This is a genomic window from Neoasaia chiangmaiensis (genome assembly GCF_002005465.1).
In the GTDB taxonomy this organism is placed as follows: domain Bacteria; phylum Pseudomonadota; class Alphaproteobacteria; order Acetobacterales; family Acetobacteraceae; genus Neoasaia; species Neoasaia chiangmaiensis.
Genome location: NZ_CP014691.1, coordinates 1292863 through 1318498, shown reverse-complemented (window position 1 = coordinate 1318498; position 25636 = coordinate 1292863). Strand labels below are relative to the sequence as shown.

Here is a 25636-nt window from a genome sequence, read left to right as displayed (position 1 = left end):
GCGGTTGCGGGTGCCATTGTTGACCTGGACAGCGTCCCGCGCCTGCGCGGCGACGCTGTTTTTGTGAAAGGACCGGTGAATGGCCTCGTCAGCCGAGCAGCTTGCCGCCAATCTTAATGTGAGTTCTTTTGCGAAAGCGACGGAACTGAAAAAGCGCATCTGGTTTACGCTAGGCGCGCTGATCATTTATCGCCTTGGAACGTATATTCCCGTTCCCGGCGTGGATGCCACGGTCATGGGGCAGCTTCTGGCGCAGCACCAGGGCGGCATTCTCGGCATGTTCGACATGTTCACCGGCGGTGCGCTCGGTCGTATGACCGTTTTCGCGCTGAACATCATGCCCTATATCAGTGCCTCTATCATCGTTCAGTTGCTGTCGACTGCGTTACCCTCGCTTGAGACGCTCAAGAAGGAAGGCGAGCAGGGGCGGAAGAAGCTGAATCAATACACGCGCTATCTGACGGTGTTGATCGCGCTTTTCCAGGCTTATGGAATTGCTGTCGGGCTCGAGAGCATGTCCAGCCACGGCGCTACCGCTGTGGTGACGCCGGGCGTTTTCTTTATTGTCTCGTGTGTCGTGACCCTCGTCGGGGGGACAATGTTCCTGATGTGGCTCGGTGAACAGATCACCGCACGTGGTGTGGGCAACGGCATTTCGCTCATCATCTTTGCGGGCATTGTAGCGAACCTGCCGCATGCATTGGCCAGTCTTTTCCAACTCGGATATACGGGCGCGCTTTCGCCTTTCTTCGTCCTCGTATTCCTTGTGCTTGCGGCCCTGACGATCGCGTTTATCGTGTTCATGGAGCAGGCGCAGCGACGCGTCGTCATTCAATATCCGAAGCGACAGGTGGGTAGCCGGATGTTTGGTGGCGATTCGACGCACATGCCGTTGAAGGTGAATACGGCTGGCGTCATTCCGCCGATCTTTGCGTCGTCCGTTCTGCTGATTCCGGTCACGATCGCTGGTTTCATGAACAACAAGGCGATGCCGGGTTGGCTATCTTTTCTCGGGCAGGAACTGGGGCAGGGACAGCCGCTCTACATGGCTTTTTATGCGGCCATGATCCTGTTCTTTTCGTATTTTTATGCTGCGGTGACGTTCAATCCCGAAGAAACGGCTGAAAATCTTCGGAAGCAGGGTGGTTTTATTCCGGGCATTCGACCGGGGGCGAATACGGCCAGCTATTTCGACCGGATTCTTTCGCGACTGACCACGATTGGCGCATTGTATCTCGTGCTGGTCTGTCTGCTGCCGCAAATACTGATCAGCCATTATAATGTGCCGTTTTATTTTGGCGGCACCAGTCTGATTATCATTGTGTCCGTCACGATCGATACGATGACGCAGATCCAGTCTCATCTTGTGGCGCATCGCTATCAGGGACTGATTCGCAAGCAGCGGGGGCGTGGTGCGCGAGGTGCTACGCCAGGACAGCGCATGCCGGGAGGCCGTATGCCGCGCGGGAGGAGAACGCCGTGAATATCATTCTCCTCGGCCCCCCGGGCGCGGGAAAGGGCACTCAGGCAAAGCGTCTCGAAGCGCGCTATGGACTCGTTCAGATCTCCACCGGGGATATGTTACGCGCGGAGGTGGCCGCCGGGTCCGAGTTGGGACTCAAGGCAAAGGAGATCATGGCGCGGGGGGACTTTCTCCCCGATGACGTGATGGTCGCGATGATCGACAAGCGGGTGCAGCGTCCGGATTGCGCGCGCGGTTTCATTCTGGATGGCTTTCCAAGAACTGAATCGCAAGCCGAGGCCCTGGATGCGATGCTCCGCAAACGCGGCATGAAAATAGATGCCGTGTTGTTGCTGGATGTGGATGAAGCTGAACTGACCGAACGAATTGCCGGACGGTTCACGTGTGCCAAATGCGGCGCAAGCTATCATGACACCTTGAAGCCAACGCAGAAGCCGAACGTCTGCGATGTCTGTGGAAGCCATGAATTCACGCGGCGTCCGGATGACAATCGCGAAACTGTCGCCAATCGTCTGGCCGTCTACAGGCGGCAGACCGCGCCGATTCTGCCTTACTATAAGGATGAAGGGCGTTTGGAACGCATTGATGGCATGGCGTCGATTCAGTCCGTTGCGACGGCGATCGATCAGTATCTTGAGAAGCTTGGCGCCAAGCCGGTCAGTTAATGGTCATTTTTATGCATATCACGAAAATGTGATCTGTTTCGTTTGACTCAAGGGGGCTCGCCGGTATATTGCGCGCCCTCGACACAGCTGTCATTGCATTGCGATCGAATACCGTTTGACGGGCGGCGCAAACGATAACGGCGAATTCTTTTCGATCAAACGATCGGACGTAAGGAACGGGTCCGGATGCGCCGGGCCAGGGAACAATAGCTTGTCCTACGGGGCAGGTAGGGAGTGAGTGGCGTGGCGCGTATTGCCGGCGTGAATATTCCGACTAACAAGCGGGTGCTGATCGCCCTGCGCTACATCTACGGCATCGGGCCGTCGACCGCGCAAGCGATCTGCAGCAAACTTGAAATTCCTGACGCCAAGCGCGTCAACGAACTCAGCGACGATGAGATCGTGAAGATCCGTGAACTGATCGACGGGCAATATCGCGTTGAAGGCGATCTGCGTCGTGAGACGGCGATGAACATCAAGCGTCTGATGGATCTGGGCTGCTATCGTGGCCTGCGTCATCGTCGCGGTCTGCCGGTTCGTGGCCAGCGTACGCACACCAATGCGCGCACCCGCAAGGGCAAGGCTGTTGCGATCGCCGGTAAGAAGAAAGCGACACGCTGATCTTCGCTCTCTCGTTAAATTTAGGACGACCTCAAAATGGCTAAGGCTGCCGCTCCGCGTATCCGTAAGAAAGAGCGCAAGAACATTATCTCCGGTGTTGCGCACGTGCTTTCCACGTTCAACAACACAATGATCACCATCTCGGATGCGCAGGGCAATTCGATCGCCTGGTCGTCCGCCGGCGCGCAGGGCTTCAAGGGCTCGCGCAAGTCCACGCCGTATGCGGCGCAGGTCGCTGCCGAGGACGCTGGCCGCAAGGCGCGTGAGCATGGCATGGAGACGCTGGAAATCGAAGTCTCCGGTCCGGGCTCGGGGCGCGAGAGCGCGCTGCGTGCTTTGCAGGCCGTGGGTTTCTCGATCACCTCCATCCGCGATATGACGCCCGTTCCGCATAACGGCTGCCGTCCGCGCAAGCGCCGTCGCGTCTGACGGATCCGTGGCGCCTGCCGTTGGTCGGCGCTACGGTTTTTCGTCGGTGCTTCTTGCACCTCTAGGCTTCGTTCGGCCGCCTGCGGGGCGGTCTTCGTTCCGTCGGTCTCCGACGGGATGCGTTGTTTGAAAGGCCACGACATTGGTCCTCCAGAAAAACTGGCAGTCCCTCATCAAGCCGGAGAAGCTGGAAGTCGAGCCCGGCTCGGTGCCGTCGCAAACGGCTACGGTTGTTGCCGAGCCGCTGGAGCGTGGCTTCGGCATGACGCTCGGCAACGCGATTCGTCGCGTGCTGCTTTCATCGCTGCAAGGCGCGGCTGTTACCGCCATTCAGATTGACGGTGTGCTGCACGAATTCTCCTCGGTGGCAGGTGTTCGGGAAGACGTGACCGACATCGTCCTGAACGTGAAGCAGCTTGCGCTGCGCATGCACGGCGAGGGGCCGAAGCGCATGATCCTGACGGCCACGGGCCCGGGTGAAGTGCGCGCCGGCCAGATTCAGGCCGGGCATGATATCGAGATCATGAATCCGGATCTGGTCATCTGCACGCTGGATGACGGCGTGAAGCTGGGCATGGAATTCACGGTCAATCTTGGCAAGGGTTACGTGCCTGCCGCTGCGAACCGTCCCGAAGATGCGCCGATCGGGCTTATCCCTATCGATGCGATCTACTCGCCGGTTCGTCGCGTCTCCTACAAGGTCGAGCAGACCCGCGTTGGGCAGGTGACCGACTATGACAAGCTTCTGCTGACGGTCGAAACCAACGGTGCTGTAACCCCGGAAGATAGTCTGGCTCTGGCCGCACGTATTCTTCAGGATCAGCTCCAGCTGTTCATCAACTTCGACGAACCGCGTCCGGTGCGTCATGAAGAGCCGCGCGACGATCTTCCGTTCAATCGGAATCTGCTGCGCAAGGTCGATGAACTCGAACTGTCGGTCCGTAGTGCGAACTGCCTGAAGAACGACAATATCGTCTATATCGGCGATCTTGTTCAGAAGTCCGAGCAGGAAATGTTGCGGACGCCGAACTTCGGTCGTAAATCGCTGAACGAAATCAAGGAAGTGCTGACTTCCATGGGTCTGTCCCTCGGCATGAACGTGTCGGCCTGGCCCCCAGAGAACATTGAGGAACTAGCCAAGCGTCTCGACGAGACGTTCTGAGCCAAGCCTCCTATTGAGAAGGAAAGACGACCATGCGTCATGGTGTAGCTGGGCGTAAGCTCAACGTTACCTCGTCCCACCGCGCCGCCATGTTCCGCAACATGGCCGTGGCTTTGATTAAGCACGAACAGATCACGACGACCCTGCCGAAAGCGAAAGAGCTTCGTCCGGTCGTCGAGAAGCTGATTACTCTTGGCAAGCGTGGCACGCTGCACGCTCGCCGCCAGGCGTTCGCGCAGCTTCGCGATGAGACGATCGTCTCGAAGCTGTTCTCGGCGATCGCCGAGCGTTATAGCGGCCGTTCGGGTGGTTATACGCGCGTTCTGAAGGCTGGCATGCGTTATGGCGACAACGCCGACATGGCCGTCATTGAGATGGTCGAGCGTGATGTCGAGGCGAAGGGCAAGGACAGCGGTCCGGTTCAGAACCGCACCGGTGAAGAGCCGCTCGCGGCTTAACTGGCGGTTCGAAAGGCAGCACGGCTGAAACAAAGCCGTATTGCCTGGGAAAGATGCTTATCGTGGAAAAGGGGCTGTCCGATGATCGGACAGCCCCTTTTTTTGTACTTTGTGTTTCTTTTTTGTCACCATGATGATAGAAGGTCCACATTCCTTTCCTGATCCTGCTTTTGTGATCGGGAAGATTTCTCGAGCGCGAAACGAACTCTGTCGTTTTTGACGGGTTTGGTTGCTTTCAAGCAACTCGTTGGTCGAATCGTTTTTCGCGGTTCCGATGCGCTTATCGACAGGCCCGAGCACTCTCGTAGGGCCTTGCCATCACGTGATCCCATGCAAGGTTCGGCAATGAGGTCGGACGGCGCTCGTGACACGTGCTTTTCCAAGGAGAGCTTCTTTGTCCGAGGCAACGACCCCTCAGCGACGAGGTATCGCTGATATTCTAGGTATTCCCCGCCCATTGCTGTTCGGCTTCGTCGGATTGCTTTTGTTCATGGTCGGTGACGGTGTGGAAGCGGGGTATCTCGATACCTTCATGCTTCACCATGGCCACACGCAAGGCGATGTGAACCTGTTGTTCACCACCTATGGCATCACGGTGATGATTTCCGCGTGGTTTGCCGGCCCACTTTCGGATCTCTACGGACCCAAGAAGGTCATGTGGATCGGTCTGGTGCTCTGGGCGATACTGGAAGTCGGTTTCCTCGGACTTGGCCTGGGACCCAATAACTACACTCTCTCCCTGACCTTCTATACGCTGCGCGGTTTCGCTTACCCGCTGTTTGCTTATGGCTTCCTCGTCTGGATTGCCGCGGCCACGCCGGCCAGCATGCTTGGCTCGGCAGCGGGCTGGTTCTGGTTCTCGTTCTCAGCCGGTCTGCCGACGCTTGGCTCACAGTTCGCGCGCTACGCCATTCCGGAAATCGGCGAACTGGCGACGTTCTGGTGCTCGCTGGGACTGGTCATCATCGGCGGTCTCGTCGCGCTGTTGTTCACGCATGAGCCTACAGGTTCCAAGCGTCTGTTGCCGGAACACGTGAACACGAAGGACATTTTCTTCGGGTCCATCAGCATCATGTGGCGCGAGCCGAAGACTGTCGTGGCCGGTATCGTGCGCACGATCGATACGTCGTCGGAATACGCGTTCCTGGCCATCATGCCAGCGTTTTTCGTCGACCATCTGCATTTCACGCAGGGGCAATGGCTGAACCTGCTGTCGATCGTGTTCCTCAGCAACATCCTGTTCAATCTGGCGTCGGGTATGATCGCCGATACGCTGGGTCACCGTTTCGTGGTGGCAGTATTCGGTTGCGTCGGCGGTTTCATCTCCATTCCGCTGTTCTACTACGTGCCGACCTGGTATCCAGGCAACTTCCTGATGGCTGCGCTGGTTGGCGCATTCTATGGGGCAACGGTAGCCGCTTTCGTGCCGCTATCGGGTCTCATGCCGCAGGTCTGTCCGAAGGAAAAGGCAGCGGCGCTGTCGATCCTGGGGCTGGGCGCGGGCGCCAGCACGTGGGTCGGCCCGGCCGTTGTCGGCCTTTGCGAGAGCGTGTTCGGTTTCGGTCTCGAAGGTGTGATCTGGACGTTTGCGGTCATCTATCTGTCGGCTGGCGCGATGACGATGGTCATTACGATCTCGCCGGAAGCACGGCGTTATACGAAAGAGGCTGTCGCACGCGGTGAAACCGTGACGGCTGTCGGTCATTAAGTCGTCTGGCATACAGGCTATGAAACGACGGAAAGGCTGCCTTACCGGGCAGCCTTTTTTTATTAAACGAGATGTTGGAAGGCTGGCGCAATGACCGGGGATTTGAGATCGGAACTGGAGCAGGGGGTCACGCCCTTGCAGGATGATGCCCATTGGAATCCCTTGAACGACGCCAATGCGCGCCTTTGTCGCCTGCTGCATGAAGTGACGGAAACGATACGGGACCTGACGGCCGATCGCCCCGTTGCGGCGGTTGTCGCTGCGTTCATCGGAGGGATATTCATCGGGCGTGGACGTGCCCGATGAACCCGGGCAGTTCTCAGAACGTTACGCAGTCACCATAACACCAGGACTGATCCCATGTTGAAACTGGCTATCTTCTTTCTCATCATTTCGCTGATTGCGGGTTTGTTCGGCTTTACCGGCATTTCGGCTGCATCGGCCGGCATCGCGAAGATCCTGTTCTTCATTGCCATCGCACTTTTCGTGCTGTTCCTGGTGATTGCCGTATTCGTCGGCAAGTCCATAACCTGATCGGGCTTGCCGCATCAAAAAAGGGCTCCTTTCGGAGCCCTTTTTTTTATTCCTTCGTTTTCTGCAGGAATTCTGGAAGGAACGGATTGTTCGTCTGCAAGGAGGCTTTGCTGGGAAGCTGGCTGACATCCCAGCCCCCGCCCAGGTTCTCGATCAGGTCGACGTGCGAGAGCGCCAGCTGCTCGCGGATCTGTAACGCCGTCTGCTCGTATTGCAGGGCGCTCTGCTCGGCATTGATGACGGTGGTATAGACCTGCGTGCCCGCGAGATATTCATTCATTGCAACGCGTACGGCTTCCTGTGACGTCGTTACCGCCGCAAGCTGCTGGCCGTATTGCTGGCGCAGGATACGCAGGTTGGAGAAATTATCCTCCACGCCCTGAAGTGCGGTCAGTACCGTCTGGCGATAGTTGGCGACGGAATTGTCGTAATCCGCGCGCGCCTCACGGACCGCCGCCGTGCGCGACCCGCCGGAGAAAAGCGTCTCGGTCGATGATGCGCCAAGGGACCAATAGCGTGTGGCGGCCTGAATCAGTGTCTGGAGCGGATTGCCGCTATAGCCGTATTGCGCGCTGACGGAGACGTCCGGATAGAATGCGGCGATCTCGTAGCCGATCTCCGCATTGTATTCCTCCATTTCCCGCTCCGCCTGCGCGATATCCGGGCGACGTTGCAGAAGGGTGGACGGGACGGTGACGGGCACCGGTGGTAACCGGTCTGTCAGATCGCCTTCCGGGATGGAGAGGTCGGCCGGTGCGCGACCGATCAAGACGGCAATGGCGTGCTCATATTGCGCGCGCAGCACGCCGGCATTCGTCTCCGATGCTTCCGCCGATTCCAGAACATACCGCTGCTGCAGCGCTGTTGCCGGATCGGCAACCCCGGCCTTGAGCTGGTTCTCCACGATATCATAGGCATGGCGATAGTAGATGACGTTGCGCGCATAGAGTTTGCGCAAGCTGTCCTGATAGCGGAGCTCGAAGTAATCGTTCGCCAGTTGCGCCTGATAAGACAGCCGCATGTTCGCGACTTCGGCTGCCGTTGCCTGGGTGGCCGTCACCTGCTCCTGAATCTGCCGCCGGATTTTTCCCCAAAGATCGAGATCCCAGTTCGCCGTCGGTCCTGTATTCCACGTGTTCTCGGTGACCTGGCTGCTGTAGCGGACAAGAGTGCCGCTGGAAGCACTCGTCGAATCGCCACCACGCGCAATACGCTGGAAGCTGAACGAACCACTGAGCGTCGGGAAAAGCTGCGCGCGAATCGAGTCGATCAACGCCTCGGCACGACGGAACTGTGCTTCGTAACCTTTCAGGTTCTGGTTGTTGAGCGCGACCTGATCCTCAAGCTGGTTCAGGGTCGGGTCGTTATAGATTTCCCACCATTTTCCCTTGTTGGCTTCGGCCATCGCGGGCTGGGCGGTTGTCCAGCCTGGCGGGGGCTGGGGCGCTTCCTTGAAATGCGCCGAGATCACGGCATGGGGGCGATGGTAGTTCGGACCCACCATGAAGCATCCGCTCAGGAATGGTGTGCAGATGGCTCCCAACAGCATGGCGCGTTTCGTCGGGCGGGAGGCGAAAGATGCGGTCATCCTGAAGTGACATCCTGATGTGGTGAGCGTCGGAAAGGGTGGGCCAGGGCGTGCAGACCGCGGCGGATCGCGGCGCCCATGCGTTCGAGCAGAAGGAAGACGGCTGGCGTCGTATAAAGGGTAAGCGCCTGGCTGACCAACAGGCCACCCAGGATCGCGATGCCGAGGGGGCGCCGCAGTTCGTTGCCGTAGCCACTGCCGATGATAAGCGGCACCGCCCCGAGAGCCGCCGCCAGCGACGTCATGATGATGGGGCGGAAGCGCAGGCGGCTCGCTTCGCGTATGGCGTCGAACGCGGACTTGCCGGCGCGTTGTTCCTGAATGGCGAAGTCGATCAGCATGATGGCGTTCTTCTTCACGATGCCGATCAGCAGAATGACGCCGATCATGGCGATCAGTGAGAACTCCTCGCCGCAGATTTGCAGGGCGAGGATCGCACCGACGCCCGCGGAGGGCAGGGTGGAGAGAATTGTCAGCGGGTGGATCAGGCTTTCATACAGGACGCCGAGAACGATGTAGACCGCGGCCAGCGCCGCGAGGATAAGCAGCGGCTCATCCTGCACCGATTTCTGGAAAAGGGCGGCATTGCCGGCGAAACCGCCCTGGATGTCGGCGGGGAGGTGCATCTTCACCAGCGCTGCGTTGATCGAGCTGATGGCCGGGCCTAACGACATGCCCGGACGAAGGTTGAATGAAATCGTGCTCGCCACGGATTGTCCCTGATGGTTGACGCTCAGGGATGTCGTGCCGGGCGTGATGCGTGAGACGAAGGACAGCGGCACCATCGTCTCGGCGCTGGTCGTTACGGCGGACCCGCTGGAGGCGTTGGCGCCACCGGCCAGGCTGTTTGCCATCTGGTTCTGATAGGACTGCGAGGAGGTGGAGGCGGTCGTGGCCGCCGAACCCGTGCTGGTCTCGTTGACGACGCGGATGTTGTTGGAGGCGGCAGCGCCGCTCGCCGTCCCACCGGATGTGCTGACCCAGACCTGCTGCAACGTCTCAGGGTCCGCCCAGAAACGGGGCGCGGCTTCCATGATGACGCGATACTGGTTCAGCGGCTTGTAGATGATGGAGGCCGCGCGCTGGCCATACGCGTCGTAAAGGATATTGGAGACGAGCTGCGGCGTGATCTGCACGCGGGACTCGTTGTTGCGCATCAGCCTGACATCCAGCGCCGATCCGCCTTCCTCCACATCCGACGAGACATCCATCAGTTCCGGCAATTTCTGGAAGGCGCTGACGACCTTCGGCGTCCACTGATAGAGTTCTTCCGCGTCCGGTCCCTGTAGCGTGTATTGATAGGACGCGTTGCCGCCTCGCGCGCCGGCCCGCACCGCGCCGGGCTCCATCAGATAGAGTTTTGCGCCGACCTGATGGGCGAAATGCCGGGAGATGCGCAGGATGGTCTGCGATACCTCGTCATGGCGGCCCGACTTGTCCTTGAGGGATGAAAAGAGATTGGCCTGATTGGCCTGACGGCCCCCGACAAAGCCCACCACATTGGCGACATCGCGATCCGCCGCGATGGTCTTCGCCGCATCGGCGGTACGTTGCGACATCTGGCCGAAAGAACTGGAATCGTCGCCAACGAGATGGCCCATCATCAGGCCGGTATCCTCGGTCGGGAAAAACCCTTTTGGCATCTTCATGAAAAGGGCGCCGGCCAGCACGAGTGTCGCGGGCAGCGACAGGACCATCAGCCCCTGATGCCGAAGCGACCAGTCGAGCGACGTCGTATAGGCCTTCGTGACGTGATCGATGGCGTGCTCGATTCGCGCGCCGATGCCGCGATCGCGTTCCTCCGGTGCGAGCGGCCGCAACAGGATGGCGCACATCATTGGCGTGAGAGACAGCGAGAGCAGCATCGAAATCGCAAGGGTCAACGAGATCGTGACGGCGAATTCGTGGAACAGCCGCCCCGCGATGCCGCCCAGCAGCAGAATCGGCACGAACACGGCGATGAGCGAGACGGTGATGGAAATGACGGTGAAAGCCACCTCGCCCGCGCCGTGCAGGGCGGCCCGGAGTGGCGGTTCGCCTTCCTCCAGATAGCGCGTGACGTTTTCCAGCACGACGATGGCGTCGTCCACCACGAAGCCGGTCGATATGGTCAGCGCGATCAGCGACATGTTGTCGAGCTGATAGCCCAGCAGCCGCATCGCGCCGAAAGTCGCGATGATGGAGGTGGGTACGACGATGGCCGGCACCATGATGGCCGGCAGGGAGCGCAGAAAGACGAGCACGACCAGCACGACCAGCACGACGGAGATGACGAGCGTCAGTTTGGTGTCGCTCAGCGCAGCGCGGATCGTCTGTGACCGGTCGACGGCGATATGCAGGTCGATATCGGGCGGCAGGGCCGTCCGAATAAGGCTGAAACGGGCCTTGATCTGGTCGATCGTCCTGACGACGTTGGCCCCGGCCTGCGCGAAGACCATCGCCACGACCGCGCGCTGCCCATTGAAATAGCCGGCCGTCCGCAGGTTCTCCACGCTGTCCTGCACGAAAGCCACGTCGGCGAGCCGCACGGGGCGGCTGTTGCGATAGGCGATGATCAGGTCGCGATAGGCCTGTGCGCTGGTGGCCTGATCGTTGGTGTCCAGCATGAAACGCTGGCCATTGGTCTCGATGAAGCCCTTCGGCGTGTGTGCGTTGGCGGAGGTGAGCGCCGCGCGCACGTCCTCGAAGCTGATTCCGTATTTGTAGAGCGTGAGCGGATTGATCTCCACGCGCACCGCAGGCAGTGCGCCGCCGCCGACCTCCATGCCGCCGACGCCCTGAATCTGGCTCATCTGCTGTTGCAGCACGTTGGTGGCGAAATCGTACATCGCCGCCGGTGTCCGGGTCTTGGATGTCAGGGCCAGCACCATGATCGGCGCGCCGTTGGGATTGGCTTTCTGGTAAGTCGGATTGGTGCGCAGGCTTGAGGGCAGGTCCGCGCGCGCGCCTTGAAGAGCCGCCTCGACATCGCGCGCGGCACCGTTGACGTCGCGTGAGAGATCGAACTGCAATGTGATGCGCACCTGGTTGACCATCGACTGCGAGGTCATTTCCGTCAGGCCTGCAATGGCGCCGAGATGGCGCTCCAGCGGTTCGGCCACGGTACTGGCGATTTCCGTCGGTGAGCCGCCGGATTGCTGCGCCTGCACCATGATGACCGGCATGTCCACGTCCGGCAGGTCGGCGACCGGCAGCCCGATATAACCGAGGATGCCGCCGAGCAGCAGCGCGACGGTCAGGAGTGTGGTCGCGACCGGTCGCAGGATGAAGGGGCGGCTGAGATTCACTCGCCCGCCTGATCCGCAAGGCGTGCCGCTGCCGGACGCATGCCGAGCGCACGACGCGTGCGGCTCGCGATGTCATCCATCAGCAGGTAAATGACGGGTGTGGTGAACAGGGTGAGCAGTTGCGAAAGCAGCAGACCGCCGACGATCGACACGCCGAGCGGCCGGCGCAGTTCGGAACCGACGCCGTGACCCAGCATGAGCGGCAACGCGCCGAAGAAAGCCGCGAGCGTCGTCATCAGGATCGGGCGGAAGCGCAACAGCGCGGCCTGACGGATGGCGGCCAGCGGCGCCTGGCCCTCCAGCCGTTCGGCTTCCAGCGCGAAGTCGATCATCATGATGGCGTTTTTCTTCACGATGCCGATCAGCAGCACGATGCCGATGATGCCCATCACGTCCAGGTCCATGCCGAACAGCCACAGCGCCAGCAACGCGCCGATGGCGGCGGAGGGCAGGGTCGAGAGGATGGTGATCGGGTGGATGAAGCTCTCGTAGAGGATTCCCAGCACGATATAGACGGCGACCAGCGCGGCGATGACGAGATAGAGTTCGTTGCTCAGCGATCCGCGGAAAGCTGCCGCCGTGCCTTCGAACGCCGTCTGGAACGCCGCCGGCAGGCCGATCTGCTTTTCCACGCGCTCGATGGCGTTGGTCGCCGTGCCGAGCGAATAGCCGTTGGTGACGTTGAAGGAGATCGTCGTGGCGGGGAACTGGCCGAAATGCGTGATCAGCAGCGGCGCGGTGCCGCGCGTCAGCGTCGTGACCTGGTTGAGTGGCACGAGGCCGGAAGTCGGGCTGCGCGTGGGGCCGGAGGTGCTACCGCCCATGCTACTCGAAATGCCGGGGAGGTAAAGCTGGTTCAGGCTGCCGATGTTGTGCTGGAAGCGCGGATCGGCTTCGAGGATCACGCGGTACTGGCTGGCCTGGGTATAGATCGTCGAGATCTGGCGCTGGCCGAAGCTGTCATAGAGCAGATTGTCGATCGTCTGGGGCGTGATGGAATAGCGTGCGCCGTTGGCGCGATCGAGCGTGACATGCGCGACCAGTCCTTCCGCCTGCAGGTCGGAGGTGACATCGGCCAGCGACGGCTCCTGTTGCAGGGCGGCGATGAACTTCGGAATCCAGGTCTTGAAGGCGTCGTAATCCGGGTTTTCCAGCATGAACTGGTATTGCGTGGCGGAAACCGTGGAATCGAGCGAGAGATCCTGGATGGGCTGGAGATAGAGTTTCGCGCCGGAGACCTTGTTCCCTTCATCGCTCAGCCGGGCCAGGATTTCCGGCAGGCTGGCGGAGCGTTTTTCCAGCGGCTTGAGATTGATCAGGAGACGCCCCTGGTTGAGCGTCATGTTCTGTCCGTCCACGCCGATGAAGGACGACAGGCTGGCCACGTCCGGGTCGCGCAGGAGTGCTGTGGCGACGGCTTGCTGATGCTGCTTCATCCCCTCGAACGACACGGCCTGCGCCATTTCCGTGATGCCCTGGATCGTGCCGGTGTCCTGCGTCGGGAAGAAACCTTTCGGGATGACCACGGCCAGCAGGAAGGTCAGGACCAGCGTGCCGATGGCGACGAGCAGTGTGGTGGTCTGATGGCGCAGCACGATGTCCAGCCCACGCCCGTAGGCCGCGATGACGGCATCGATCCGGCGTTCCATCGCGGCGGACCAGCGCTGGAAACGCGTGCCGTGCTCCTCGTCGTGCGGACGCTCGGCCAGCAGGCGGGCGCACATCATCGGCACCAGTGTGATCGAGATGACGGCCGACAGCACGATGGTGATGGCCAGCGTCATGGCGAATTCGTGGAACAGGCGCCCGACCACGTCACTCATGAAGAGCAAGGGGATCAGCACGGCGATCAGCGATACCGTCAGCGAGATGATGGTGAAGCCGATCTCCTGCGAGCCTTTCAGCGCCGCGGTATAGCGGTCCTCTCCCATTTCCACGTAGCGGGCGATGTTCTCGATCACGACGATCGCATCGTCCACCACGAAGCCGGTCGCGATGGTGAGCGACATCAGCGAGAGATTGTCGAGCGAGAAGCCGAGCAGGTACATGATGGCCAGCGTGCCGATCAGCGACAGCGGCACGCTGAGGCTGGGAATGATCGTCGCCGGGATGTTGCGCAGGAAGACGAAGATCACCAGCACGACGAGCACCATCGCCATGGCAAGCTCGAATTCCACGTCGGCGACGGATGCGCGGATCGTGGTCGTGCGATCGGTCAGCGGCGTGATCTCGATGCCCGGCGGAAGAGTCTGCCGTAGCTGCGGCAAGGCGGAGAGCACGCTGTCCACCACGGAGATCACGTTGGCGCCGGGCTGGCGCTGCACGTTGAGGATGAGCGCGGGCTTGTCGTTCGACCACGCGGCAAGATGCGTATCTTCCGGGCCCTGCACGACCTCGCCGACATCGCGCAGGCGGATCGGGCCGTTGTTCTGATAGGCGATCACCTGGTTCATCAGCTGATCGGTGGAGGTGATCTGGCCGTCGATGCGCAGCGTCGTCGAACGGTGGGGACCGTCGAACGTCCCGGTCGGGGAGTTGATGTTCACCGTGCCGATGATGGTGCGCACTGTGTCGATGGCGATGCCGTAGGATGTCAGTTTCGGGATGTTGATCCGCACGCGGATCGCCTTGCGGTTGCCGCCCGAGAGCGTCACGAGGCCGACGCCGGAAATCTGGCTGAGCTTCTGTTGCAGGCGGGTATTGACGTAGTCTTCCACGTCCGTCAGCGCCATGGTGCGTGACGTGATGCCGAGCGTGAGCACGGGCGTGTCCGCCGGGTTGACCTTGGCGTAGATCGGCGGCGCCGGCAGGTCGGTCGGCAGCAGGGAGTTGGACTCGTTGATCGCCGCCTGCACTTCCTGCTCGGCAATGTCCATCGACATGTCGAGGCCGAAGCGCAACGTGATGACCGAGGCGCCGCCGGAGGACTGCGAGGTCATCTGGTCCAGACCCGCCATCTGCCCCAGCTGCGTTTCCAGCGGCGCGGTGACGGAGGTCGCCATCACGTCCGGCCCCGCGCCGGGATAGAAGGTGGAGACGGTGATCGTCGGATATTCCACCTGCGGCAGGGCCGAGATCGGCAGGAAGTGATAACCCAGCAGGCCCGCCAGGAGGATCGCCACCATCAGCAGGCTGGTGGCGACCGGGCGCTCGATGAAGATGCGCGACGGATTCATGGCTGGCTCCGGACGATGCGGCAAACGGCTGGGTGGAGGAGCATCACTGGCCCGACGTGTTGCCGTTGGGCGGGGGCGCGGTGTCGCTCGGCGCGTTCTGCGGATTGCCTTCGCTCTGCTGGCCGTTGGTGTTGCGATGCGCGCCGCGCTTGTGCGGCGCGGTCTGTCCGGATCCTGCGGTCGTGTTGCCGGTGTTCTCCTGCGGGATCGAGACCTTGCTGCCCGGACGCAGATGATTGGTGCCGTCCGTCACCACGCGGTCGCCGACCTGCACGCCGGAATTGATGACCGTCGTGTCGTTGCTGGCGATGCCGACCTTCACATTGCGGACCGCGACCGTGCTGTCGGGTTGCACGACATAGACGAACTGCCCGTCCGGACCCGTTTGCAGGGCGTTGCTGGGCAGGAGCATGACGTTGTGGAGAGTATCGACCAGCAGATGGGCATTGACGAACTCGTTCGGGAACAGGTGCTCGTCTTCATTGGCAAAGATACCACGCAGGCGAACCGTGCCGGTCGAGGTATCGATCTGGCTGTCCAGCGCACGCACCGATCCTTCCGCGATCTTGTTCTCGTTGGCGCTGTTCCATGCGGCGACGGGCAGTTCGTGCACGGCGCGCAACCTGTCGACCACGCGGGCCAGCTGGTCCTGCGGCAGGGTGAAGATCACCGAAATCGGCTGCATCTGGGTCAGGACCGCCAGATCGGTCGATCCGGTGGTGACGTAGTTGCCCATGTCGACCCCACGGATACCCACGCGGCCGCCGACCGGTGCCAGCACATGGCAATAATAGAGGTTGAGCCGGGCGGCATCGAGCTGGCCCTGATCGTATTTGACCGTGCCTTCGAGCTGCTTGACCGTATAGGCCTGGTCGACGGCTGTCATGGCCGCCGTCGAGTTCTGCTTGAGCAGCGTCTGGTAGCGCCGGTTGTCGATGCGCGCCTTTTCGAGATTCGCCTGATCGGCGGCCAGCGTGCCGACCCACTGATCGACGACCGCCTGGTAGGGGCGGGGATCGATCAGTTCCAGTTCGTCGCCTTGCTTGACGTGCTGGCCTTCCGTGAATTCGACCTTCATGAGATGGCCGCTGACACGCGCCTGCACGGTAACGTTGGTGATCGGCACCACCGTGCCGAGCAACGTGAGTTCAACAGGCATGTCGCCGGTGTTGACGGTCGCGACGCCGACCGGTTCCGGCGCATTGGCAGCGTTCGCCGCGTGGCGGCCGCCGTGAGTGCCATTTCCGTTCCTGGCATGCGGACGCAGCAGCGCGAAGAGGATAAGGGCGATCAGGACGATGCCAATCAGGATCAGGATCCGGCGCCGCCGGGGCGAGCGACGGGTCGTGCTTGTCGTATTCGACGAGCGGTCTGCGCCGTCGGCCGAGATCTGCCGGTCGCGCGGGCGGGCCGTCTGCTCATCCATGTCGTTCAGTCTTCCATCCAACGCGGGCCATGAAACTTGGCGCGATGCTATGCCATGAGCCGCGCCTTGCGACTTGTTCATAAAACATCTGGGCGGTGCTGCACATGGCGTCAGCTAAAATCTAATTCAGATATCGCAACGAATTCATACGCGTGGTTACAGATGGCAAAGGACTGACGGTTTGTTGCGAATGTGAAGACGGAACGGCATGGAAACCGTTTTGCCGGCCCTTCGTTTGCGTTTCGTAGGCTCGCAGATTACCACGTGTGGGCCATTGAAAAAGGGAGAACATGATGAGCGATACCACGGGCAAGAAAGCTGAAGGTCTGTTGGACGAAGCCAAGGGCAAGGTGAAGGACGCCGCCGGCGGCCTGACGGGGGACGCGGGGCTGCAGGCCAGCGGGAAGGTCGATCAGCTTTCCGGCATGGCGCAGCAGGAATTCGCGGATCTGTATGACGATGCGGAAAGCAAGCTGGAAGTCGCGACGGCTTTCGTGCAGGACCGCCCGCTGATCTCGCTGGGTATCGCGACGGTCATCGGCACCATCATTGGCGCGATTTTCTTCAGCCGCCGCAAGAAATAACCGACCCCGACGCCCGGTTATTTCCTGTTTTGCGACCCGCGCGAAAGCGCGGGTTTTTTTGTCTTTGTGCAACGCAAGTCTGAGCGGGACTTCAAAAAGCGCCCGGAAGATTTGTGACGTTTGATGTCTCGTTCGATGGGGGACGACATCGCGGGCTGACGTTCGCCATGCGTTGCGCCGCCCGGTCATCGCCATCGCATGGCTTTTTTCACCGGCGAGCGAATCGGCATTTGATTTCCCGATCGCTTTGATTCAAAAGCGATTCGGAAGATCGAAACAGCGTCGACCCTGCGGCGCGTGTGATGTCGGACGGTGGGAGTGGTATGCCGGACTTTACTTACGAGACCGCGCATGGAGCTCCCGATGTTCCCGTCGCCGGCATGGATGAGGTCGGACGCGGCCCGCTGGCTGGTCCCGTCGTGGCGGCGGCGGTCATATTCCGCAGGATTCCATCGCCCGAACTGGCCGCGCTCATCGACGACTCCAAACGTCTGACCGCACGGCGGCGCGAACTGGCCTGCGATGCGCTGCTGAACTCCGCTGACGTGGAGGTCGCCCTGGGGGCGGCTTCCGTTGCGGAGATCGAGCGGATCAACATCGGGCAGGCGTGCCATCTGGCGATGCGCCGCGCCGTGGCGCGGTTGCCCACGCGACCGAAAACGGCGCTTGTCGACGGTCATCGTGCGCCGGAACTCCCATGCGATGCTGTCACGATCATCGGCGGAGACAGGCTCAGCCTTTCCATCGCGGCGGCATCGATCGTCGCGAAGGTCGTGCGCGACCGTGCCATGCGACGTCTGGCACAACGGCACGATGCCTATGCCTGGGAACGCAACGCCGGATATGGCACGGCTGTGCATCTCGCGGGGCTGCGTGATGTCGGCGTGACGCCGCATCATCGCCGCGGCTTCGCGCCGGTGCGTCATTATCTGTCCTGCTGCGCGGAGGCTGCCTGCTCGTGACGTCCGACATGCCTTTCGACCAGATTCTGCGTGGCGAATGCGTGGAAACCATGCGCGCGCTGCCCGGCGGGCAGGTGGACTGCATTTTCGCCGATCCGCCGTATAATCTGCAACTGCGAGGGGAGTTGCGTCGGCCGGATGAAAGCATTGTCGATGGCGTCGATGACTCCTGGGACAAGTTCGCGGATTACGAAACCTACGATCGCTTCACGCGCGACTGGCTGACGGAAGCGCGGCGTCTACTGCACAAGGATGGCACGATCTGGGTGATCGGCTCCTACCACAATGTTTTTCGTCTCGGCGCGATCATGCAGGATCTCGGGTTCTGGATTCTCAACGACATCGTCTGGCGCAAGGCCAATCCGATGCCGAACTTCCGGGGGCGGCGCTTTACCAACGCGCATGAAACGCTGATCTGGGCGGCGCGGGGACCGGCGAGCAAGTATCGTTTCAATTATCAGGCGATGAAGGCCCTCAACGACGACGTGCAGATGCGCTCCGACTGGTATCTGCCGCTCTGCACGGGGAACGAGCGCCTGAAGAACGCGCACGGGCTGAAGCTGCACCCGACGCAGAAGCCGGAGAGCCTGCTGCATCGCGTGCTGGTGGCCTCCACGCAGCCGGAGGACCTCGTGCTCGATCCGTTCTGTGGGAGCGGAACGACCCCGGCCATGGCCAAGCGGCTGGGGCGCCGCTTTGTCGCCATCGAGCGCCATCCCGATTACATCGCAGCGGCACAGGAACGTGTGGATCGTGAAGTGCGCCTGCCGGACGAGCAACTGGCCATAACGCCCGCCAAACGGGAAGCGCCGCGCGTTCCGTTCGGCAGTTTCGTGGAACGGGGTGCCCTGCCGGCGGGCACGACCCTGTTCGATCGTCAACGTCGCTTGCGGGCCACCGTGACGCCCGATGGCACACTGGTTTCAGGGGCGCAACGCGGCTCGATCCATAAGCTGGGCGCGCAGTTGACGAATGCGCCGTCCTGCAACGGTTGGACGTTCTGGCATTTCGAGCGCGACGGTGTGTTGACGCCGATCGACATCCTGCGGACGGAAGCCGACCCGTTGCGCGCGGCAGGTTGACGCGCGCTCAGGTTTTCGCGTCGGAGAAAAAGACGGAAATTCGAGCGGCTGGCGCCGGTGTTACCGCCCGGCGAAACCGAGGAAGCCGATATCCGGCTGCGGCGTGCCGCCATTTGTATCGTAACGCGGTCCCGCCGCGACGGCCACGGCGCCTTTCTGGCGACCGCTGCCCTTGATCGTCAGATGACCGTTGCCGTTTTCATCGGTCTCGATCGCGCCATGGGTCGTCGTCGTCGCGAGACGGCCATCCGGGTTGTAGGTCCGCATGGAGAGCAGCAGGAAGGTGATGTCGTTGCGGTTGAGGTCGATCGCCATGTCCAGCGGCGTCTGGTCCAGAACGTTCTTGCCGCTCATGTCCGCGCCACGATTGAGCGCTTCCTTCGCCGCGCCGAGGCTGCCGCGATTGATGGCGTCGAACAGGGCCGCCGTCGGGTTCAGATCGGCGTTGGCGTGGCCGTTTTCCTGTTCCTGCGATTCGGCGCCGGGCAGGGCGGTCGGCGGTGCGGCGGCCTTGGCGGCGCGGCGCGCTTCGGCCTTCTTCTGGGCCTCTTCGGCTTCCTGTTCCGCCTCCTGATCGTCGGCCGATTGCGCATGGGCGGCATGCCACGGCACGAACACCATGGGTGTCGCCGCGAGAGTGGCAGTCAGAAGAAGAAATGCAAACGGACGAGCGGTCATGAGAACCCGGGGCTGTGTTGCAACGCGCATGAACGTGATTTTAGCCGAAGACGACGCGAGACGCGACTCCTCTCCCTTGAAAGGAAAAAGACGCGTCGTCAACGGCCCTCGCGACGCCAGCCGACGAAAAGCAGCAGCAGCGCCAGCGCCATCGCCGCCCAGGCCGGCAAAAGGTCGGTAGGCCGGGCCTCGGCATTCGCCTGCGCGACACGGCGGGGAAAGCCGATCCAGTCTCGGCCCGTCAGTGCCGTGCCGGGCGTGACCTGATGCAGGGCGGGCGCAGAGGCGGCTGACGGCAGCCATTGCACGCCGCCGCCGCTGGCTTTGGCCAGCGGTGCCAGCAGGCTTGCCGTCGCGCGCAAATCGCGCCGCTCGATCGGGTCGGTCACAGCGGGCGCGGCGAAGGCGGTAAGGCCGTCCTCGCGTACGGTCCAGATGCCGTAAGGGCCGTTGGCGTCCAGGGTGGCCGTGAACACGCCGTCCGACGCCCTGACCAGCGGCAGGCTCTGCTCGTGCCCGTCCGGTGCCGTGATCCGTGCGGGGGGTGGCACGACGGACGCCGCCGTGTGCCGGGTAATCAGCAGGCGGTTGTCGGAAATCGTGGCCTGAAGCTGGTTTTCCTCAAGCTGCGGTTCCTTCATCAGCCAATGCGAGAGGCGGCGCAACAACTCGGGCTGCGGACCGCCGCCGCCTTCGCCGCGCGACCATAGCCATAGCTGGTCGGACAGCAGCAGCGCGACGCGACCGCGATCGACACGGTCGAGCACCAGCAGCGGCTGTGCATCCGGCCCGTTCATCAGCGTCTCGCCCTGCTGCCGGTCGGGGCGCAAGGCGCGGTACCATGGTCCCCAGCCGTTGTCGGGGCCGGTCGGTGCATCGGGAAGACCGGCCGTGACAGGGTGTCGGCGCCCCAGTGACGTGAGTTGCGGCTGGAATTTGCGTACCACCACGCCATCGCCCGGCACATGGGCCGGCATGACGGTGTTGAGCGGTGTATCCTGAAGCGTGCCGTCCTCCACGAATTCCGGCCCCGCTGTCAGCAGCAATCCACCGCCGCCGCGCACGTAATCGGCGATATTGGCGAGGTATTCCTGCGGCAGGATGCCGGCGTTGTGGAAGCCGTCCAGGATGATGAGGTCGAACTGTCTGATCCTGTCCTGGAACAGCTCCTTGATCGGGAAGGGGATCAGCGCGAGGTCGGAAAGCGGTGTGCCGTCATCCTTGTCCGGTGGCCGCAGGATCGTGAAATGTACCAGATCGACCGAGGGATCCGCTTTCAGCAGACTGCGCCAGACGCGTTCGCCCTGATTGGGCGTGCCGGAAACCAGCAGAACCTTAAGACGGTCGCGCACGCCGTTGATGCGCACGACATCGCGGTTGTTGATGTCCGATACCTCGCCCGGCAGCGCGGAGACGGAGAGCCCGACCAGCATCTCGCCGGGCTGGCGGATGTGGACGGTCAGATCCTGCGGCTGTCCGGTCGTGACCGGCACGTCGTGTTGCGGCGATTGCCCCTCGCGGATGCTCAGCACGGCCTGATGGGGCTGGCCGTCCGTGCCGAGATCGTCCACCTGCACGCGCAATGTGGCTTTCTGCCCGACGATCGCGAAGGGCGGAGCCTGTAGAATACGCAGCCGGCGATCCGTTTCCTCGCCGCGCCCGCTCAGCAGGACGTGCAGCGGCAGGGCGGTGCCGTCCGGGCTGTGGAAGCGATCCGGCAGGCGTTGCGGCACGTCATGGTCCATGCCGTCGGTCAGCAGGATCGCGCCGCTGAAACGTCCCTGGGGCAAATCGGCCTGATCGAGCGCGTCGAACAGACGCGTGCCATGGCCAACGCCGCCATGCGCGATGACGGTGTGCAGGGTCATGCCCGGCAGGTGCGCGGCGGCGGCCCGAAGCGCGGTTGCGGTCTCGTCCACGATGCTCTGACGGTTACGCAGCGCCATCGAGGGGGAATGATCCACCACCATCAGCACGTCCTGCGGGACGGGCCGGAAGACGGGATGCAGAAGCCTTGGCCCGCTCAGCCAGAACAGCAGGACGAGCATGGCGGCGAAACGCCAGAACATGCCCGGCGCGCGCCGGATCAGGCCATAGGCACAGAATCCGAGCGACAGAACGCCGAACGCGGCCAATGCCCAGACCGGAAGGGACGGCGCGAAAGCAACATTATGCCAGACGTTCATTGGCCCATCCGTTCCAGAAGGGCGGGCACCTTCATCTGATCCGCCTTGTAGTTGCCGGTCAGGGCATAGAGGACGATGTTCACACCGAAACGATAGGCCTGCACGCGCTGCTCGTCACCGCCGGGAATGACGGCATAGGGATGGTTGCCGTCGGCGCCCACGGCCCAGGCATGCGCCCAGTCTCCCGCGCCGATGATGACCGGACTGACGTCATCGAGGCTCTCATCGCCGCCACGCGCGACCCAGACCGGTTGCCCCGCGACGCGGCCGGGGAAATCGTGCAGGAGGTAGAAGGTGTGGCCCAGCACATGATGATCGTCGAGTTTCATGAGCGGCGGCACGGCCAGGCCATCTGTCGCGCGCTTGAGGGCCGCCGTGGCCTCGTGTGCGCCGTCCGGGTCCAGATCGGAACCGGCGCCCTGCGTGTCGATGAGGATGATGCCGCCATGCGCCATGAATGAGTTGAGCGCTGCCGTGCGCTTCGCATCCGCCTGCGTATCCGGCGTGACCGGCCAGTAGATCAGCGGATAGAAGGCCAGATCGTCCTGGCCAGGATGTATCGCATCCGGCGGCCCGAGCTGGGCGGAGGAGCGGTCGGATGCGTATGTGGACAGGCCGGCCAGACCTTCGCGTGATGCCTCGTCGACATCGTCGTGTCCTGTGACGACATAGGCCAGGCGCGTTTGCAGGGCGGCCGGGGGCACGTCAGGGGGCGTTTGCGTCTCGGCGTGCCCGGCCAGCGGCAGCAGCGCCGCCAGCACCGCCAGCCGACCCAGCAGGCCGCGTCGCCGCAGGCTCAGCAGCAGGTCCAGCAACAGCAGGACCAGCCCGATTGCCAGCAGGATCGGCCCGATCGGCTGGTCCGCCTGCGCGCCGACCGGCAGGATCGGCGTGCCAAGGCGCGGCTCCGGCATCAGGTTCGGCATGTTGTCGCCCAGGTTCAGGGCGCGGCGCTGCGCGCGTGGACCATAAAGGCCGGGTGGATGTTCCGCACTTGGAACCGTCTTGCTGAAATCGGCGGCGGCCAGTGGCCGTGCCCCGGATGGCGGTGCGCCGAGAAGGCCGTCCGCGTCGAGCGTTGCGGCGGGTGCCAGGGTCGCGACGGGCGCGCCGCCACGCAGGCCTGCCGAGCGCTGTATCAACCGTTGAAGCATGTCCGGGAACAGGCCGGAGAGCGGCAGACTGGACCAGTCGGCACCGGCGGTGACATGGAAAAGAACGATCTCGCCATGGCCGTAAGATGTCGCGGTGACGAGCGGCGTGCCGTCGGTCAGGCGTGCCCAGACGTGGTCGTTCAGATCGGCGGCGGGTCTGGCCAGCACCTGCCGGGAGATCGTGACCTCCGGTGGCGCGTTCAATCCCGCGAAGGGCGAATCGTCGGGGAAGGCCGCCAGCTTCTGCGGTGTTCCCCACGACATCGGACCGCCCAGCTGGCGAACGCCGCTCATCAACGCGACAGGCAGCAGTGGTTCGGCAACATTCGGCGTATCGGAATCCGCCGCAAGGGCGGGACCGGCGAAGCGGATCAACTCGCCGCCCTTGCGCACCCAGTCGGCGACGCGTTTGCGGGTATTGTCCTGCGAGAGGGTGCCATCGGGCGCGATCAGGACGGAGAGCGCGCCTGTCAGCAACTGCTGTGCGGTGCCCTGATGCAGTTCCGCCAGCGGGCCAAGGGCATGGTTCAGGTAGAAGCCGGCCCCGACCAGCGGCGTGTCGTCCCCCTGCATCGACAGCAGCCCCACGGGTCTGCGGCGATCGCCTTCGTCCAGCAGGCGGATGGTTGCCGGACCGACGGTGCCGTTGCCGGCGTTTTCGTCGTTGGACAAGGTGAGGCGTGCCGTCTGGTTGCGCAGCGCGGGCGGCAGGGGAAGCGTGGCTTCCGCCTGTGCCGCGCCGCCCGGCAGATCGAGTGGATAGACGCCGAGCGTGCCGCCTTCCGCATTGCGCGCGCGAACCTGGAAATGGCGTGTGCCGCAGGGAAGCGCCGACACGCGAACATGCAGATCGTCCCCGCTCGTCGCGCCCAGCGTGGCGATATCGCAGGCCGGCCAGCGCATGTCCGATACGGGGCCGATGCCGTCCAGCGCCTGTCGCAGCGCCGTATCATCCGAGGTCGCGACACCGTCCGCAAGGATCGTGACACTGTCGCCGGACGCCTTGAATTGTGCCAGTGCCGCAACGAGGGCGTGGCGATCGACCGGCCAGGGCGCGGGGCGCAGACGCTGGACCGTGTCGTCGAAGCGCGCGGCATCCCGCGTGACGAGCGGTTCGGGCAGCGCGCCGTCATCGCCACGTGCGGCGCGCAGCAACACTACCTCCCGCCCCTGTTGCAGGGCGCGGTCGCCCAGCGCGCGTGCGGCGCGCAGGCGTTCGCTCCAGTGCGGCGCGGCGCTCCATCCATCGTCCAGGATCAGGATCAGGCGGCCGGAATGACCGGCGGCGGCGATCTCTTGCGGACGATGCACCGGCTGGGCAAGCCCGACGATGAGCAGCGCGGCGGCGGTCACGCGCAGGATCAGCAGCCAGAGCGGCGCGCGAACCGTGTCTTCCCGTCGTGGATGGAGACGACGCAGCACCATCAGGGACGGGAACACCTGCGTGCGGGGCAGCGGCGGCGTGGCCTTGATCAGCCACCAGATCAGCGGCAACGCCAGAAGGCCGATCAAGGCCAGCGGGGTGAGGAAAATCATGCCGACAGCCGCCCGCCGGAAAGTCGTGCATAAAGTGCAAGGAGAGCCGGCATGGGACTTTGATCGGTCTGATGGATGGTGAGAGTCGTGCGGTGGGCAGCGGCAAGGGTGCGCAGCGCTTCGAGATGGGTCGTCATGGCGCGATGATAGGGCTCGGCCAGCTCTTCCACGGCGGAAAGCGTCATGTCCCCGTCGTGTTCCATGCCTTCGAAGTTCACCCGGCCGCGATAGGGCAGATCGAGTTCCGCTGGGTCCAGAATGCACAGAAGCTGGGTGCGCGCCGGGCGGGCGCTCAGGGCGCGGAGCGTTGCATCGAGTCTTTCGAGCGGCCAGAGGCAATCGCTGACGATGACGAGCTGGCCATGCGCACGCAGCAGATCGGCCTGCGGCAGTGTCGGGGCGGTGGCGGCATGCTCAAGTCCCTGCGCCAGTCTGGGCAGGGAATAGGCGCCGCTGAAATGGCGGCCCGATTCGGGGCCGGTCATCAGGCCGGCGCGTTCGCCGCCACGCAGAACGGCCGCTGCCAGGGCCAGGGTGCAGAGTTGGGCACGTGTGCGTTTCGTCGGATGATCGGAGGTGGAGCGCCAGTCCATCGAGGCCGAAGGGTCGCACCAGAACATGACCTGCTGCGTGCCTTCGGCCTCGCGCTCGCGGACCCAGAGCGCATCGCCGCGCGCGGATTGCCGCCAGTCGATGCGCGATGCGGGTTCGTGCGGATCGGCGGGGCGGTATTGCCAGAAATCCTCGCCCGAGCCCGCACGCCGCTGGCCATGCACACCCATCATCAGTTGCCGGGCGATGCGCTCGGCGTCCACCACCAGCGGCGGCAGCAGACCTTCTGCCGCGCGCAGGGGTGCGCCGTGGTCCGGACGGGCGCCCATTCCCGCCGCGGCCCGGAAACGATCGAGGAGGCCCAT

20 protein-coding genes are annotated in these 25636 nt (G+C 62.9%); 12 read left to right on the top strand and 8 right to left on the bottom strand.

The features are described from left to right. Nucleotides 1-79 precede the first annotated feature (79 nt). The 9 genes from secY to A0U93_RS06210 all read left to right on the top strand — a co-directional run bounded on the left by secY (nucleotide 80) and on the right by A0U93_RS06210 (nucleotide 7060). Nucleotides 80-1483 carry a preprotein translocase subunit SecY gene (gene secY, locus A0U93_RS06250; protein ID WP_077806578.1) on the top strand — a complete coding sequence of 468 codons (1404 nt, stop codon included), beginning with the start codon at nucleotides 80-82 and terminating at the stop codon, nucleotides 1481-1483. Continuing rightward, nucleotides 1480-2148, top strand: a complete 669-nt coding sequence (locus A0U93_RS06245; protein WP_077806577.1) for an adenylate kinase — start codon at nucleotides 1480-1482, stop codon at nucleotides 2146-2148. The genes secY and A0U93_RS06245 overlap by 4 nt, the downstream gene beginning before the upstream one ends. Before the next feature lie 243 nt (nucleotides 2149-2391). After that, the gene (rpsM, locus tag A0U93_RS06240; RefSeq protein WP_077808376.1) at nucleotides 2392-2769 is read left to right on the top strand and encodes a 30S ribosomal protein S13; all 378 of its coding nucleotides are present in this window, start codon (nucleotides 2392-2394) and stop codon (nucleotides 2767-2769) included. A gap of 36 nt (nucleotides 2770-2805) precedes the next feature. Further along, nucleotides 2806-3198 (top strand): 30S ribosomal protein S11, encoded by a 393-nt coding sequence (gene rpsK / locus A0U93_RS06235; protein ID WP_077806576.1) that lies wholly within the window; start codon nucleotides 2806-2808, stop codon nucleotides 3196-3198. A gap of 142 nt (nucleotides 3199-3340) precedes the next feature. Then, on the top strand, nucleotides 3341-4360 hold the full coding sequence (locus A0U93_RS06230) for a DNA-directed RNA polymerase subunit alpha (RefSeq protein ID WP_077806575.1): 1020 nt from the start codon (nucleotides 3341-3343) through the stop codon (nucleotides 4358-4360). 32 nt (nucleotides 4361-4392) lie between these two features. Beyond that, nucleotides 4393-4818, top strand: coding sequence for a 50S ribosomal protein L17 (rplQ, locus tag A0U93_RS06225; RefSeq protein WP_077806574.1), 426 nt, complete (start codon nucleotides 4393-4395; stop codon nucleotides 4816-4818). Between the two features lie 394 nt (nucleotides 4819-5212). Then, entirely contained in the window at nucleotides 5213-6526 is a 1314-nt protein-coding gene (locus A0U93_RS06220) for an MFS transporter (RefSeq protein WP_077806573.1), read from the top strand. Between the two features lie 90 nt (nucleotides 6527-6616). Next, complete coding sequence (locus A0U93_RS06215) at nucleotides 6617-6832, top strand: hypothetical protein (RefSeq protein WP_077806572.1); 216 nt, start codon at nucleotides 6617-6619, stop codon at nucleotides 6830-6832. Between the two features lie 54 nt (nucleotides 6833-6886). Next, nucleotides 6887-7060, top strand: a complete 174-nt coding sequence (locus tag A0U93_RS06210) for a DUF1328 domain-containing protein (protein ID WP_077806571.1) — start codon at nucleotides 6887-6889, stop codon at nucleotides 7058-7060. A 46-nt stretch (nucleotides 7061-7106) separates the two neighbouring features. Here the strand turns inward: A0U93_RS06210 and A0U93_RS06205 are convergent, their stop codons facing one another. The 4 genes from A0U93_RS06205 to A0U93_RS06190 are packed head-to-tail and all read right to left on the bottom strand — an operon-like array spanning nucleotide 7107 to nucleotide 16537. After that, the gene (locus tag A0U93_RS06205; protein ID WP_077806570.1) at nucleotides 7107-8648 is read right to left on the bottom strand and encodes an efflux transporter outer membrane subunit; all 1542 of its coding nucleotides are present in this window, start codon (nucleotides 8646-8648) and stop codon (nucleotides 7107-7109) included. After that, the gene (locus A0U93_RS06200) at nucleotides 8645-11935 is read right to left on the bottom strand and encodes an efflux RND transporter permease subunit (protein WP_077806569.1); all 3291 of its coding nucleotides are present in this window, start codon (nucleotides 11933-11935) and stop codon (nucleotides 8645-8647) included. The genes A0U93_RS06205 and A0U93_RS06200 overlap by 4 nt, the downstream gene beginning before the upstream one ends. Further along, nucleotides 11932-15111: an efflux RND transporter permease subunit gene (locus tag A0U93_RS06195; RefSeq protein WP_077806568.1), complete on the bottom strand. Its 3180-nt coding sequence runs from the start codon at nucleotides 15109-15111 to the stop codon at nucleotides 11932-11934. Before A0U93_RS06195 ends, A0U93_RS06200 begins: the two co-directional genes overlap by 4 nt. A gap of 43 nt (nucleotides 15112-15154) precedes the next feature. After that, nucleotides 15155-16537 (bottom strand): efflux RND transporter periplasmic adaptor subunit, encoded by a 1383-nt coding sequence (locus tag A0U93_RS06190; RefSeq protein ID WP_077806567.1) that lies wholly within the window; start codon nucleotides 16535-16537, stop codon nucleotides 15155-15157. Between the two features lie 293 nt (nucleotides 16538-16830). Between A0U93_RS06190 and A0U93_RS06185 the strand changes: the two genes are divergently transcribed. The 3 genes from A0U93_RS06185 to A0U93_RS06175 all read left to right on the top strand — a co-directional run bounded on the left by A0U93_RS06185 (nucleotide 16831) and on the right by A0U93_RS06175 (nucleotide 19165). After that, entirely contained in the window at nucleotides 16831-17121 is a 291-nt protein-coding gene (locus A0U93_RS06185; protein ID WP_077808375.1) for a CsbD family protein, read from the top strand. A 323-nt stretch (nucleotides 17122-17444) separates the two neighbouring features. Continuing rightward, complete coding sequence (locus A0U93_RS06180; protein ID WP_077808373.1) at nucleotides 17445-18083, top strand: ribonuclease HII; 639 nt, start codon at nucleotides 17445-17447, stop codon at nucleotides 18081-18083. 8 nt (nucleotides 18084-18091) lie between these two features. Continuing rightward, the gene (locus tag A0U93_RS06175; RefSeq protein WP_077808374.1) at nucleotides 18092-19165 is read left to right on the top strand and encodes a site-specific DNA-methyltransferase; all 1074 of its coding nucleotides are present in this window, start codon (nucleotides 18092-18094) and stop codon (nucleotides 19163-19165) included. Nucleotides 19166-19225: 60 nt separating this feature from the next. Here A0U93_RS06175 and A0U93_RS06170 read toward each other — a convergent pair whose 3' ends face one another. The 4 genes from A0U93_RS06170 to A0U93_RS06155 form a co-directional block, all read right to left on the bottom strand. After that, nucleotides 19226-19843: an ankyrin repeat domain-containing protein gene (locus A0U93_RS06170; protein ID WP_077806566.1), complete on the bottom strand. Its 618-nt coding sequence runs from the start codon at nucleotides 19841-19843 to the stop codon at nucleotides 19226-19228. Between the two features lie 98 nt (nucleotides 19844-19941). Next, a complete protein-coding gene (locus tag A0U93_RS06165) occupies nucleotides 19942-22029 on the bottom strand; it encodes a hypothetical protein (protein ID WP_077806565.1) in 2088 nt (695 codons plus the stop codon). Further along, nucleotides 22026-24719 carry a DUF4159 domain-containing protein gene (locus tag A0U93_RS06160; protein WP_077806564.1) on the bottom strand — a complete coding sequence of 898 codons (2694 nt, stop codon included), beginning with the start codon at nucleotides 24717-24719 and terminating at the stop codon, nucleotides 22026-22028. Before A0U93_RS06160 ends, A0U93_RS06165 begins: the two co-directional genes overlap by 4 nt. Then, the gene (locus A0U93_RS06155; protein ID WP_245825126.1) at nucleotides 24716-25636 is read right to left on the bottom strand and encodes a DUF58 domain-containing protein; all 921 of its coding nucleotides are present in this window, start codon (nucleotides 25634-25636) and stop codon (nucleotides 24716-24718) included. Before A0U93_RS06155 ends, A0U93_RS06160 begins: the two co-directional genes overlap by 4 nt.